12 protein-coding genes and 1 pseudogene are annotated in these 13,880 nt (G+C 30.0%); 3 read left to right on the forward strand and 10 right to left on the reverse strand.

Going from position 1 to position 13,880, the window contains the following annotated elements:
• Nucleotides 1-185: 185 nt before the first annotated feature.
• The 6 genes from BUB45_RS10220 to BUB45_RS10245 all read right to left on the reverse strand — a co-directional run bounded on the left by BUB45_RS10220 (nt 186) and on the right by BUB45_RS10245 (nt 6,943).
• Entirely contained in the window at nt 186-2,687 is a 2,502-nt protein-coding gene (locus BUB45_RS10220; RefSeq protein WP_073008405.1) for an ABC transporter permease, read from the reverse strand.
• Nucleotides 2,684-3,448 carry an ABC transporter ATP-binding protein gene (locus tag BUB45_RS10225; protein WP_139300131.1) on the reverse strand — a complete coding sequence of 255 codons (765 nt, stop codon included), beginning with the start codon at nt 3,446-3,448 and terminating at the stop codon, nt 2,684-2,686. The genes BUB45_RS10220 and BUB45_RS10225 overlap by 4 nt, the downstream gene beginning before the upstream one ends.
• Nucleotides 3,449-3,531: 83 nt before the next feature.
• Entirely contained in the window at nt 3,532-5,367 is a 1,836-nt protein-coding gene (locus tag BUB45_RS10230; protein ID WP_073008408.1) for an ABC transporter ATP-binding protein, read from the reverse strand.
• A 69-nt stretch (nt 5,368-5,436) separates the two neighbouring features.
• A complete protein-coding gene (locus BUB45_RS10235; RefSeq protein ID WP_073008411.1) occupies nt 5,437-5,946 on the reverse strand; it encodes a hypothetical protein in 510 nt (169 codons plus the stop codon).
• Nucleotides 5,947-5,959: 13 nt separating this feature from the next.
• On the reverse strand, nt 5,960-6,502 hold the full coding sequence (locus BUB45_RS10240; protein WP_073008414.1) for a MauE/DoxX family redox-associated membrane protein: 543 nt from the start codon (nt 6,500-6,502) through the stop codon (nt 5,960-5,962).
• Between the two features lie 24 nt (nt 6,503-6,526).
• A complete protein-coding gene (locus tag BUB45_RS10245; protein ID WP_084723606.1) occupies nt 6,527-6,943 on the reverse strand; it encodes a MauE/DoxX family redox-associated membrane protein in 417 nt (138 codons plus the stop codon).
• Between the two features lie 688 nt (nt 6,944-7,631).
• Between BUB45_RS10245 and BUB45_RS19355 the strand changes: the two genes are divergently transcribed.
• Nucleotides 7,632-7,784, forward strand: a complete 153-nt coding sequence (locus BUB45_RS19355; protein WP_084723607.1) for an IS3 family transposase — start codon at nt 7,632-7,634, stop codon at nt 7,782-7,784.
• An 892-nt stretch (nt 7,785-8,676) separates the two neighbouring features.
• Here BUB45_RS19355 and BUB45_RS10260 read toward each other — a convergent pair.
• Genes BUB45_RS10260 through BUB45_RS10275 form a run of 4 tightly spaced genes read right to left on the reverse strand, consistent with a single transcriptional unit; the run spans nt 8,677 to nt 11,440 of the window.
• A complete protein-coding gene (locus BUB45_RS10260; RefSeq protein WP_073008418.1) occupies nt 8,677-8,910 on the reverse strand; it encodes a hypothetical protein in 234 nt (77 codons plus the stop codon).
• 48 nt (nt 8,911-8,958) lie between these two features.
• On the reverse strand, nt 8,959-10,755 hold the full coding sequence (locus tag BUB45_RS10265; RefSeq protein ID WP_073008421.1) for an asparagine synthase-related protein: 1,797 nt from the start codon (nt 10,753-10,755) through the stop codon (nt 8,959-8,961).
• Nucleotides 10,752-11,147, reverse strand: a complete 396-nt coding sequence (locus BUB45_RS10270) for a lasso peptide biosynthesis B2 protein (RefSeq protein WP_244527711.1) — start codon at nt 11,145-11,147, stop codon at nt 10,752-10,754. Before BUB45_RS10270 ends, BUB45_RS10265 begins: the two co-directional genes overlap by 4 nt.
• Before the next feature lie 35 nt (nt 11,148-11,182).
• Nucleotides 11,183-11,440, reverse strand: coding sequence for a PqqD family protein (locus BUB45_RS10275; protein ID WP_073008444.1), 258 nt, complete (start codon nt 11,438-11,440; stop codon nt 11,183-11,185).
• 402 nt (nt 11,441-11,842) lie between these two features.
• On the opposite strand from BUB45_RS10275, the pseudogene BUB45_RS10280 reads away from it, so the two are divergent.
• Both BUB45_RS10280 and BUB45_RS10285 read left to right on the forward strand, forming a co-directional pair.
• A pseudogene (locus BUB45_RS10280) lies at nt 11,843-13,146 on the forward strand (transposase).
• 494 nt (nt 13,147-13,640) lie between these two features.
• Nucleotides 13,641-13,880: transposase (locus tag BUB45_RS10285; protein WP_170861742.1), on the forward strand; the 240-nt coding region annotated here is incomplete at its 3' end.

Below are 13,880 nucleotides of genomic sequence, written 5' to 3' on the forward strand. Positions count from 1 at the left end.
CGAAATAGGAATCAGAAGCGGAAAGCAAATAAAAAGTAAATCCAAAGAAACTATAAAGAACTAATATTAACTTTTTTCAAAAAATAATCTGCCCCCCTGCTACAAATCAAAATATTAAAAAAGTAAATGGAGATACCCATTTGCAAGTTAAGAGATTGTTAAATTCCACCTCAACCTTCTGACCTTCAAGTTATATCCTTGTTTATTTCTTCCGATACATTCAATTTAGAAATACGCTGTAATACAATTATGATGACTACATAAGATACCATAAAAAGTATCAATGTTATCACTGTAATCACACTTATGTTAAATGATGGTAAACCTGCATCAATCACACTAACAAATAATGTGAATAATACTCCCATAATAATACCGATTATGACCCCTGTTACTATATAAACAGTGATTTGCGTAAGAATATATTTCAACATATTTCCTCTGGTTAAATATATTGTTCTCAATATAGCTAGTTCTTTTCTTTTAGAATTTATATGATTTATAAATGTATTAATCACACCAAACAAAACGCTTATTAATATCACAATAAGTACTGTGATGAAAATAATCCATCTTTGCGCGGCAATTTTCTTTGATTCCTTTAAAGAGTTTTCCAAACTATTAATCGCTAACTCTGGATAAATTGATTTAAGGGCTCTTAGATCCTCCAGTGCCTCATTAACATGAGGTGCTTCTACATAAATCAACTCAAACTTACCTTGGGAAGCATCCATTTTTCCTGTGTTCCAATCAATTAACATATCTGTAATTAAACCATACGGGTATGGAAAATCTTTCACTACGGCTCCTACACTTACTTCCTTGTTTCCTTTTAATAAAGTATTACCATATGAATCTTCGGACTGCTCTATACGAAGTACTATTTTATCACCGACTTGAATATTTTTTTCATCAGCAAAACTCTTTTTTAAAATAATCTCATCTGGTGAATGAATATTATCAAAATGAAGTAGCCCTTGTTTTTTTAAATTTTGGAAGTCACCAAAAGCATAATCTACATATTCTTTTGTTTGATTGAATTCCATTTCAGCCAAGTCCTGGTAACTCATCATACTCGCTGTTGAAATACTATCCATTTTCTCCAAATCGTTCTGTAGATCAAGAGAATTGGTTTCGGTTTCCTTTCCTAATCGATTTTCCACTAATATCTCTGTTTCGTATTGCTGCTTAATATAGTTCTCATCATTTTTTTGGATTGTTTCAATAAAAGAAGAACCAAAAACAACAATCATCATCATGATACTAATAATTAAAATAATAAATGAACTTCTTTGTATTTGTGGAATCGTTAACTTTATAGCTATAAATGTAATTTTGTTCAACCCATTTTTTGTCATGCTTAAAAAGACCTCTAAAATACGTGACAGGTACAATGGGATAAACATAATAACACCGACTAAAAATAACCCAGACCCTAACAACACAAATATTTCAAGCCCCTGTAAAAGGGCACCTGATAATAATAAAATAAAGCTTACACATGATGCACTTATTCCAGCTATCTTTCTTAATTTAATATGCGATAAAGTCAATGCTTCGTTTTTTTGCATCGCAGTAACCGGTAATAGCTTACTACTACGATAAGCAGGAATGAACATAAAAACTTGAATGAATATTGCACATATACCAACAGACAAAAAAGCTAATTTATAATCAAAAGAAATCGTTGTAAATTCAATGGAAAATAATTTTCCAATAAACGTTTGCAAATACTGATAGGAGAAGAAACTAAATAACAAAGCAAAAATGCACCCAATACTATTAATTATGATCGATTGTATAAAAATGATTTTAAACACTTGCCAACGCGAAACACCAATAGACCTTAAAATGGCCAGCTCATGTTTATATTTATAAATAAACAATTCGAAGTTAGAGATTATGAATAAAGATGTGATAAGAACAATTAGAAAAGATAACACCAGCATAAATTTAAACAACATTTCTAAATTTTTTTGTAATGATTCTTCTTCAAGCGCTAACTCCACTCGAAATTCATTATTCACTTTTTTTAGCGACTGGGCTACTATCTGAGGATCCGTTTTCTCCCGCACTTTTAATAGTGCATAATCAGCAATTTTATGAGGACCATATAGATTTTGATTCATCTGTTCTACTTTTGCTCTGTTTAAATAAATAACATCGGTCACTTTACCAGCCTCTTCAAGGTTAGGTAATATTTCCTTTAAGGTGAATTCATCGCCTTCAATTGTAATCTTATCCCCTACTTGTATATCCAATAATTCAGCTAAACCTTGATTGATACTTACCTCATTTTTATTAATGTTTTTTGTAAAGTGATATCTGCTTTTAGCCAAGTAATCATTTTCTACACCTACCGTATAATAAGTAGAATTTAATTCATCTATTGTAAAATGTTCTAATATAACATTTGAAACGTGCTCTACACCACTAACATTTTCAATCTTGTCATAAATCTCCTGGTCAATCACTTTTTCTTGTTTGGGGTCAAACCCTACTTCAATATCCATTTTCCCATACATTTCTTCTAACTCTTCTACCATAGACTTTTCCGCATTAGCGATAAATACAGCCATTGTAATAATAAGTGAAAGGGATATCATAACGCTAATAATTGATGTAGCAGCAATCAGTTTATTACTTTTAAAAAATCTGAGCGCTACTCCAATAAGCGACTTAATCATATTGTTTCACCGCTTAGAATGAGACGAAAGTCTGATAATATCATATCAATATCCTTATCATCTTTATTACAAACAAATTCAGAGACTATTTTTCCATCATGAAAAAACAATACACGATCTGCATAACTTGCTACAGACGGGTCATGTGTTACGATAATAATACTTTGATTGTATTGTTCTTTCATTTGTAAAATGGTTTTTAAAATATCTGTTGATGTATTAAAATCCAAATTACCTGTAGGTTCGTCAGCTAATACAATGGGTGGAGAGGTAATTAAAGCGCGCCCAATTGCCACCCTTTGCTGTTGACCTCCAGAAAGTTCAACAGGTCTGTGTTTACGCCAATTTGTTAGTCCCGTAACACCTAACATTTTATCTACTTGAATCTTTATCTTTTCTGCTCCGTCTCCTCTTAATAAGAGCGGCATCGAAATATTTTCTTCAACTGACAAATCTTTTAATAAATTAAAGGACTGGAAAACAAACCCAACATTTTCCCTACGGTACACCGTTGCTTTCGGCTCTTTAAACATGTCCTCTTCAACTTTACCATTTAGTTTTATTTCACCTGAGGTTGGTTCATCCATTGCCCCTAACACATTTAGCAAGGTACTTTTCCCTGATCCACTAGTGCCCATGATTGCTAATAGTTCAGATTTATATAAATCAAAAGAAATATTATCTAATGCCCTAACATCTCCTCCATCTGTTTTATAAACTTTTGATAGATCCTTAACGGACAGTATTTTCTCATCGTTCAACAGCTTCCCTCCACATCTATAAACATAAAAGTTGTGCACTTTCTATTACTAATATCGCCTTTATTACTGGTGATAACATTGTTCTAAGTAATAGTCAATGCCTGCTTACTCTCTGAATCATACCATTTTGACTGTGCTTTATACATTTTATAATACAATCCTTTAGTACTCATTAAGTAATTAAAGGTTCCTTCTTCAACTATTTCTCCTTTTTCAATAACAATTATTCTATCTGAAAGTTTAGTTGGTCCAATTCTATGGGAGACTGTAACTGATGTTTTATCTTTGGATATATTGTGGAACATATTAAATATTTCTAATTCAGCAATAGGATCTAAAGCAGCAGTGGGTTCATCTAAAACAATAAAATTAGTATTTTTATATACTGCTCTAGCAAGAGCAACCCTTTGCCATTCTCCACCAGATAACTCACTTCCATTAGGCATTTCCTTAGTTAGATAAGTGTTTAATCCTTCTTTAAAAGTTAACACCTTTTCGTCTAAGCTAACTTTTTTTAAAGACTCAAATATTTCTCCCTCAGCAAGATCATTCGTTTCATTACTAAAATTGATATTTTCTTTTAATGTATATTTATATTTTGTAAAATCTTGAAAAATGACAGAAATATCTTTATAATAATCGGTAATATTAATTTCTTTAATATCTATATCGTTTACTTTAATTTTACCGGAAGTTAACTGGTATAATCCAAGGATGCAATTTACAAGCGTAGTTTTACCAGAACCATTAGCTCCTACTATTGATACTTTTTCACCCTTTGTAATCGTTAAATTTACATTTTCGAGAACTTTAATACTAGTTTTAGGATAAGAAAACGTTGCATTTTCAAAGCAAATAGTTTGAATATCCACTAATTTTTTTTCGTTATTATCACTAGTGTTATTAATTTTATAATTTAGTATTTTAAGCAATGCATTATTATAAATTGCTGTTTCAAAAACATTTCCTAAACTTCCGCCAATGCCTCCAAATATACCTTGAATAGCGGTCACAGCTGTTAATAGTGCAACATATGAACCTATTGATAAATCTCCTCTATAAATTTGAAGAACTAGGAAGATGGAAACACCTAAACTTGAGATTTGTAATACAAGCGCAGCAAAAGATTGTGTTTTAACTTCCCACTTCTGTATGCTCATTTTTTTATTACGTACCTTTTTAAATAGGTAACTCCATTTATTTATCAAAAAACTCCCCGAATTAAATAACTTTATTTCTTTTAAAACACTTCTGTTTACAAATAATCCATCGGTAAACCCTAATTCTCTTTCATCCGGTGAAACTTCTCTCTGCATATCAAAACCCTTTTGTTTAGCCATAACTAGAAAGATTATACCTGGTAAAGAAGAAAAAAATAAAGCAATTGGTAAAGACCAATGAATTGATAATAATGTACCAAATATTCCAATCGCTGAAATCATGGAACCTATTATACTAATTACTTCTTGTACAACCTTTACTCCATTTCCATCTATTGCAGAATTCGATAAGCCTATAGTATCGTAAAACGAACTATCTTCATACTCCTTCAAAGGTATTGCAATATATTTATCGATTAATAAGCTTTTTAATACATAATTCACTGTGTAAGATATTTTCGAAAAAATATATTCATTGATCAGATTAATAACACTATCCAAATAGTTCAAGAAAAAGAAAATACTTAATAATATTATTGATGTTTTTAACATATTTGAATTACTACTAATTATACTAATACTGTCAATTAATTCCTTATTTAAATAGATTATAAAGGGAGGTAACAATGAAATAAATAAAGTTAACAAACTAAACAGAAAAAATAGTTTTGGATGTTCTTTAATTATTAACTTTAAAAAATAGGTTTGTGACTTGATGAATAAAGAAAAGGATTTTTTAAAGTCTGATGTGTCTTCCATAATAATATCCCCCATATCAATAAAAATAACTATAATTTTATATTATTAAACTTTTATACTTTAACAAAGTTATTCAATTCTTTCATTAGTTATGTATTGCAAAAAAACATCAATTGATGCATATGATTTTTGTGTTATAAGACCTTCTTCATTAAATTTTATTAGATAAGGAAAGCCCTTTATATTTAGTTTGTCTACTATTACGTTTGGACTTAAATAAATACGATTTTTTAAGGCGTCTTCCTTTGAATCATCAACATCCTCACGTAACATATGGAATACCAATATATTTTCGGTTGTATCTTGTTTTAAATAACTCATTTTCTCCATTAAGCCTGAACATCCAGAACATTCACTATCAACTATAAGCATAATTTTTTTATGTTTTAAAATAGTAAAATCTATAAAATTAGTTAATTTATTATCATCAAAGTAACTTAATCCTATGAGATTAGTCCCGATTAAGGGGCCAGATTCTTCATTTCTTTTGTTTACAAATTTTAATAAAATTAGTAAAAATAATAAATGGATTATCATAAGAATAAATAATGAAATTATTAATTGACCTTGCACGTTCAATATTAACACCCCTCTACCTTATCAATTTTTCTGATTCGAAGGTCCTCTCTATTACTATACGAAAAACAATTAAGCTAAAACTCCATATTAATGAGATAAATAAACCAGCTAATATCTCATATGTTTTCATACTATTCGCAATATCGATCAAATTTATGTTATGATTAAAAAAATTAGGCAATAAAGATAAAACCAACAAAGAAGATTGAATTACACCTCCATGCCCCATTTTTGTTTTAATTATATTTCCAAAACAATGGCAATCTTTCACTTCACCTTTATTAAGTGCAATTAAATTGACTAATATGAATGTAAAAGTTAATATAATTGCACTTATATTGACTAGTATGGAATTATTAAATAAGATTAATAAACTCCCAATACTAATTTCAATTATGGGAAATATTCTAGAAAGTATAGTTGATAACCCACTATTTATTATTTTTAAATCAATTATAAACTTCTTTAGTTCATCAGTTGAAAATAATTTAAATATTCCGGATAGAATTAGTACGAACCCAACAGAAACGCTAAATATTATCGTTACAATTTCCATTAACAAGCTAACTCCTTTACATTTTTAAATTTCTGTTTGAAGACGGATACTAATTAATAAAACAATTAAGATTAACAATACAAAATTACTCATTACATTACGAATTTCTATATTTCTAGGTGTGTTAGCGAAGCAATTGCAATTTTTTTTAAACTCTTTCCCGAATAATGCAATGGTTATAAATAAATAAAATATTTGAAGAAATATAGCGGGAATAAGCATAAACCATTTAGTATTAGGCACTATGAAAACAATTCCTAAGACCACTTCTACACTTACCAAGAAAGGAACAAATAATGGCAAAGCCTTATTTGGAAAAATTTTATAATCTTTAATAGATAAATAAAATGCATATGGTTTATTTATTTTATAAATACTATTCTTCAAATAAACAAAGCCTAAGATAAAACTCATTAAGTAATATAAAATATTAATTATCATTAATTAATTACTCTCCAGACCCTTCAAGCATTTTTTGGTTGTGTCCTTGTCACCATCAAATAAACAAACGAACTCTGAATTCTTTTTTTTAAGTCTATATATGGCAGGGATTTGTTTCACATTGTACTTTGATATAAGATCCCAATCATCTTTATTCGTAAAGGAAAGATTAATAAGATGCGTTTCACCATGCTTACGTAAACCATTATAGACCTTCCTATATTGAGTTATGCTATCCTCTAGGGACTCTGTCTGTGTAAAAATTACATATCCTACAAAACTGTAATTAAGTATTTTATTGCTATTTTTTATACTTGATTTAAATTTAACATGAACCATTAAATTTAGGTTTATATAAATATAAACTAAAACAAATATACTTATCATAAGATATAACATCATTTTGTATCCCCTTATTTTTGTTTTTAGCTAGTATAGTTTCATGGACACATCTTAGTTAAGTTATTAGAATCAATCTAGGAGGATGCGTTTATAATGATGATTTTCGTAAAACGGTTTAGAACTATATCATTCGGGCCAATCTGTTAATAATTTAAGTAGCAGATAGCGAACTAATTGACCTTAACGATCGCGAGAAAACGAGTTACTCTGTTCAAACCATGTGTCGTGTACTTTTTGTACCTAGAGGTATGTATTATAAGTCATTTCAACACACAATATCTAATTCGTGAACAAGAAAATAACGAAAATCACAAAAAGAATTGTTGAAATTCATGAAGAAAGTGGTAAGCATTATGGTGCGCGCCAAAAATCCATCATCTCTTTAAAAGAAGAAGGCTATAAAGTAAGTCTTAAGCGTGTTCAGCGTTTAATGCAATAAGCGGGTGTTAAATCAATTATAGTGAAGAAATATTGTCCAACCCCTAGCAAAGAAAAGGTTATAGAGCGTGAAAATATCTTAAAAAGAGACTTTTCCACAAAAACAATGAATTATAAGTGCGTCGGTGATATTAGTATATTAATACACTAAGGCATGCAGGTGTTACCTTGCTTCAACCATGGATTTCACACAAAAAAGATCGTTGGTTCCTCCTTTTCACGAACGATGACAACGGAATTAATTGAACAAAGATTAGAGAACGCTTATTACACATAGAAGCCTAACAGAGGGCTAATATATCATCCAGATCTAGGACTCAGTACACAAGCGAAAAATTTGCGAGAACGATTAAAAAGTTTCAGGTGACACATTCCTTTAGTTACAAGGGTAACCCTTATGATAATGCTTGTGTCGTTTCACGCCATATTAAAGAAAGAAGAAGTAAATCATGTAACAATACTTGGACTTCAAATCAGCAAAAAGAGCGTTATATCAATACATCGAAGGCTGGTATAACCACAAAAGAATTCACGGTAGTATTGGTTATAAAACATCACAAAAAATGGAATAGTTCTCCACTTTCGTTGCATGATTTTCATAAATTATTCACTGCACGTTTTTACAGGGAGATGCAGACATGATAGCCTTTTTGGCAAGCCAGCAACGAATTTCAATAAGCTGGCTTCTTGGCTTAGAAATCGTTCCCGCAGAGGCTCCTTGTCAAACCTGCACTGAGACTAAAACCTAACTTTTTTCGTCTCCAAAATATTGACGTAGATCCAATATTGACAAAAATTCAATTTGTATTATAAAACTCTAAAATTGTGCTATTAGTAATCCTGATTTAAAGTTTCTTTAATTTTATTTAAAATTATTTAATTAAGGATAAATTTTAACACTCATTATTTGAAGGCCCACAAACAGTCCTTGGCATACAAACATCACACATAATTTGCCCTGGAGATACATTAGGGTTACATGCTTGTCTTACTATTCTATTTCTTTTCATTTTCCTTCCATTTGTTTTATTTAGTCTCCAAGATTCACTTCCCCATCCACAATTACCTTTAATTAGTTTTTCACTATTACCAAATGATACAAACGTCGGTTTTACATATGCTTCCATATTTACTCCTCCTCTTATTTTGTATACTAATAGCACAATATTAGACTTTTAATCACTTTTAACTTTTTGTAAGTATTTCTTATACCATACCTCAATAGATAATAGGGTCCAGAAATCGTCATTTTGTTCAACACCGTTTCTCCATTGAATTAACTTATCATTCCAATCTAAATGTGAAACTAAATTAAGTTCATTTATTAGTAATGGTTCATTAAATCTTCTATAAATTGTTGACCAGTTCTTTTGAATACTCTCATACGTATGCACATCATGATCTACCTTATTTAAATTATTTATAATATCGTTGGTTAATAACTTTTTCATTGATTCTCTCAAGATATATTTGTTATAAGTTTTTGAAAGCCGGAACTCTGGTGGCAAATTATAAACAAACTCTATTAATTTTCTATCTAGAAATGGATGATGAATACTAACATTATTCCTCCCTCCCAATATTCTATCAATATAGTGAGGTTTTGTATTTAATAATTGTATATATAACTCTTTTTGATGGTAATATTTTATGTTTTTTAATTTATTTGTTATTTCATGATAATAGTTAGTATACTTATTAACAGAGTGATAAGTAGCTACATTTGGAAACAATGTATATTTCTTCAGGAGATTGAATGCTGAAATATTATTAACTATTGCATGATTTGTTAGAAATGAAACTATTTTTTTCAATTTCCCTTTTTTAAAAAAATCTTTTGTCATGAATAATGATCCAGCTAAAAGATGATCCCCACCAAATCCGGTAAGAATATTTAAATATTCTCTTTCTGCAGCCCTTTCAATCGTTTTGTTTGTAAACTCATAAGTTAGAATATCAACAAAAGGTTCGTGAGAGTATGGAGAATTGAAAGGTATATTTTCATACAATAAATTATCATCGTAGTTTACAAAATGTCCTTTATCGTTATATTTTTCGAGTAACGGATTAATATACTGCCTTTCATCAGCCTCTTTTAGTTGGTCAAATACCGCGCTTACTGAAGATACTTTTATGTCACTTTTTTGTTCCATAAGTTTTGATATTGCGTAAACTGAAGTAGAATCTAATCCACCACTTAACATTACAGCACTTTTACTATGATCTTGTATTCTACTTTTAACTGAATTCTCTAAAAGGCTGTAAAATTGTTCAGTATACTCTTCTTCTTGCAATTTCGTTTCTTTTTGTATTGTTCGAGTTAAACACCAATATTCGAATGTTATATGTTCTTTTTCTTGAACTCTTATGTAGTGACCACTAGGAATTCTATATACCCTTTTATATGGAGTTAATTTATTATCTATCACTCCATTTCTATTAAAATATTCGAAAAAGTAATCGGTATTTAATTTACGGTTTTTAATTATGTGATCTAATAAAAATAAATCACTTGATACAAAAAAATGATCTTCTTCATACGTATGAAATAAGGTTTTCTTTCCTAATTGATCTCTGATAAAATACTTTATGTTTTTATCAGTATCAATGATAATAATTGAAAAATCTCCTACTATTTCATTTAAAACGTCTATACCTTTTTTTTGATATATTGTTAAGAGAATAGAAAATTCATCAATTGCGCTTCTTGAATCTTTAAGTAGATTATATTTTCTTGCCAACTCATTTTTATTATGCATTTCAATATCCCCAAATATAAATAAATTTTTATCTACGGATAATATCGATGATCTTCTACTATTATTTGTTAACATATATATAAAGTGAAAACCATTAAAAAATATTTCATTCACCTGCCCCTTATTATTAATAAATTTACTAGTTAGTATCTGGAATTTTTCGATATCAATAATTTTTCTATTTATTTGTGAACTCATAATAAACCAATTCATTTACCTAACCTCACAATATTGTTTGAATTTAATATAATTTGTAAATATGAAGTATCTATTTCACTATCAAAAAAATCATCATTTTCAATTTTTAGCCATGCATGTGCTTCAAAAGGAAATTTCCTTACTCCAACTACCATATAAACAGGTATCGAGAATTTTTTTCTTAAATAACGATATCCTAATAATGTTTTATGCAAACAATCAGCCTTTCTTGGATACCAGGCAATAGCAACATCCATAATTTCAAAAAAGGTTTCTATTTCTTTTTTTAGTCTACTATCCGTAAAATTTACTTGTCTTAATTGTTTAGGATATTCGTATCTAAGAGAGTAGTTGCTAAATAATTCGTTAAATCCCCTTCTATTAAGCCTTATATCAAATAATATCAAATTAATATATAATAATATGAATATATACATTTTTTTCAATTTTTTATTACACCAACCTGTTCCAAACTATTCAAAAATTCCTTAATATCTTTAGATAGCATCTTTTTATCTTCCTGATATTTTTCCGCTAGGTAATCTATTATTTCTAATTCGCCCTGATTCTTCATTAGCTCTTTCCAAATTACTGTTGATATATAATCCAATCCAATCATATAATTGTCAACAAAATTAATTAACATACTCTCATTTTTTTCTTCACAGAAGATAATATGTTTGTTAATCTTAATCGCCAATTTTCATTCTCCTTTTAACATAATTTATAACAAAATCTTTGAACCCTCTTATTTTTTATTTTTATAATTAATTGAAATATAGGTATATAAATTATTATAAAATTATTTACAATAATTCATATTGAGAAAATAATCTGTTTTTATAGCTTATTCTTGCTATTTTAAAGCTTATAACTTATGAATTTTCTTCAAACAAGAAAATATGCTAATGCTTTTATCTATGTGAATGAATTTCATAATTATTATCCCTTGTACGACAACGGGTTCAGGACGCAAAAAAAGAAGCACCTCCCCAAATCTTGTATAATGGTAGTTGGTGTAAACTACCAAAAAAGATAGAAGGAATGCTCCCATGACCATTATATGACAAATTAGCCTATTTGCATTCAAGAATTATACGAAATGGAACCTATCCAAAAATATGAAGCAATTATTTCGACGATTGATTTGGATAAGATGTATCATAAAGTAACTAAGCAATCACGACTAGGTGCGCCAGAAGAATTGAACTATGCAGCTATGATTATTTCCTTTGCGATGAGATATGTGGAACGAATCCCAACGGTAAAGGATTTAATCAAACGTCTTCGTGATGATATAGACTTTAAATGAAATGGTGGTTTCCTTGTATCAGACGCCGTTCCTTCAGAGGCCTCTTACTCGCGGCTTGTAACGAAATTAATGGAATGTGACATATTAGAAACGGAAAAGGAAAACGTTGTATTTCAAGCTATCGAAGAAGGTTTTATCACAGATGACACTGCTGCGACTGATGCTTGTCATTTTGAAGCCCGTGATCAGGCACCACCAAAAGAAGAAAAATCAAATCCTGAACCCAAAAAACGTGGCCGTAAATCGAAAGAAGAACGGGAACAATGGCTAAAAGATGAAGCTGAAAAAGAAGCTAACTTGCCTTTGTATGAAAAGAAAATAGAAGAACAATTAGATGCTCTTCTAGCCGAGCTACGTAACGAAATTCCTCAAGACCCCAAATGGGGCGTGAAAAAGAATTCGGAAGGAAAGAATGTGTTTTGGTTTGGCTACAAAGCACACTTAGTCGTTGGAACATCAAGTCAATACATTTTGGATTCTCTCTTTTCATCAGGCAACTTAAATGATGGAAAAGCAGCTATTCCATTACTTAAAGGGCTTCATGAACGCTTTCCTCAACTCTCTTTGCGTTATCAAACCATGGATGCTGGATATGATTATGAACCAATATACGAACAAATACATCGAATGGGCCAACAATCTGTAATTGCATACAACAAGCGAAACGAAGGCGAACTCCTTGGTTATGACAAACACTTCGCACCGACCTGTTTTCGTGAACACTCCTATCGTTACGATAACTTCGATTCTAAATATGAAACATTAAAATACACGAGACCAAAGGAGTGCAGCGACTGTCCACTAGCCAGCGAAGAAATCTGTCAAAAGGTTTATAAGGTAAAAACACCCCAAGACCTTCGAAAATATACCGCTCCAGCTCGTGGCTCTCAGGCATGGAAAAACATTTTCAAACGTCGTAGCGCTGTTGAACGGGTAAACGCATATCTTAAAGAATTCTTTCAACTTAACAATGTTCGTTATTGCACTGGAAATGTGCCAAAATTCATTTTGACATTGTTACCCTTATTTACAATGCTTCAAAATTAGCTGCAGATCGTATGAATGCACAATTAAATCAGCAACAAGCTGCATGATTTCTGTTTTTAAAAATACAATTTAGAAATTCGGTAAGTCTTTGTATTTTTAAAAAGAGCAATTATGAAATTGACTCATGTAAGTAGTTCTAACTTATAGAGGAATAGAAGCACTTTTTATGGATGAGTATCAAATGGTTACAAAAATGGACCAGATAGAAAAATGAGAAGATTAATTGCAGATGAATTTATTAACAATTTTTTGAAAGGCCCTCCCATCTAAGAATGTACACACCATAAAATTCCCGTTTTTCAATTGTTTATAGTAAAATGAAGACAGCCTTTGAAAGAAAATTGCGGTTATGCAATTATTAAAAGTATTTTAGTAGTTGGTAACTATTAGCAAAGTAATTTAGGGAAAGGTGTATAAAAACTGAGAGTGTAAAATATTTTGTGTAAATAGAAATACCAATTAAACAAGTTCATAGAAAAAGGAAGACCCTTTTTGTAGAATAAAGTTAGCACACAAAATTCACAGAAAAGAGGTCTTCCCTATGAACCATCTTACTACAGATTTAATTGAAGCACTAGCAAAAAAACAAGATATTGAAGAAGTTTTTCGTCGTCATTTAGAAGAAGCTATTAACCAACTACTAAAACATGAATTAACTGTATTCCTGGATTACGAACCGTATGAACGCAAAGGAGTTCATTCTGGTAACTCTCGTAATGGATTTTATAACCGTACTTTTAAGACGGAGTACGGTGAGCTACAACTTCGTATACCAAGGGAT

This window comes from Virgibacillus chiguensis (assembly GCF_900129865.1).
In the GTDB taxonomy this organism is placed as follows: domain Bacteria; phylum Bacillota; class Bacilli; order Bacillales; family Amphibacillaceae; genus Virgibacillus; species Virgibacillus chiguensis.

What these genes read in the sequence shown, in the direction of transcription:
- BUB45_RS10220 (WP_073008405.1), bottom strand. Translation starts at nt 2,687, where the DNA reads ATGATTAAGTCGCTTATTGGAGTAGCGCTCAGATTTTTTAAAAGTAAT.
- BUB45_RS10230 (WP_073008408.1), bottom strand. Translation starts at nt 5,367, where the DNA reads ATGGAAGACACATCAGACTTTAAAAAATCCTTTTCTTTATTCATCAAG.
- BUB45_RS10240 (WP_073008414.1), bottom strand. Translation starts at nt 6,502, where the DNA reads ATGGAAATTGTAACGATAATATTTAGCGTTTCTGTTGGGTTCGTACTA.
- BUB45_RS10245 (WP_084723606.1), bottom strand. Translation starts at nt 6,943, where the DNA reads ATGATAATTAATATTTTATATTACTTAATGAGTTTTATCTTAGGCTTT.
- BUB45_RS10260 (WP_073008418.1), bottom strand. Translation starts at nt 8,910, where the DNA reads ATGGAAGCATATGTAAAACCGACGTTTGTATCATTTGGTAATAGTGAA.
- BUB45_RS10265 (WP_073008421.1), bottom strand. Translation starts at nt 10,755, where the DNA reads ATGAATTGGTTTATTATGAGTTCACAAATAAATAGAAAAATTATTGAT.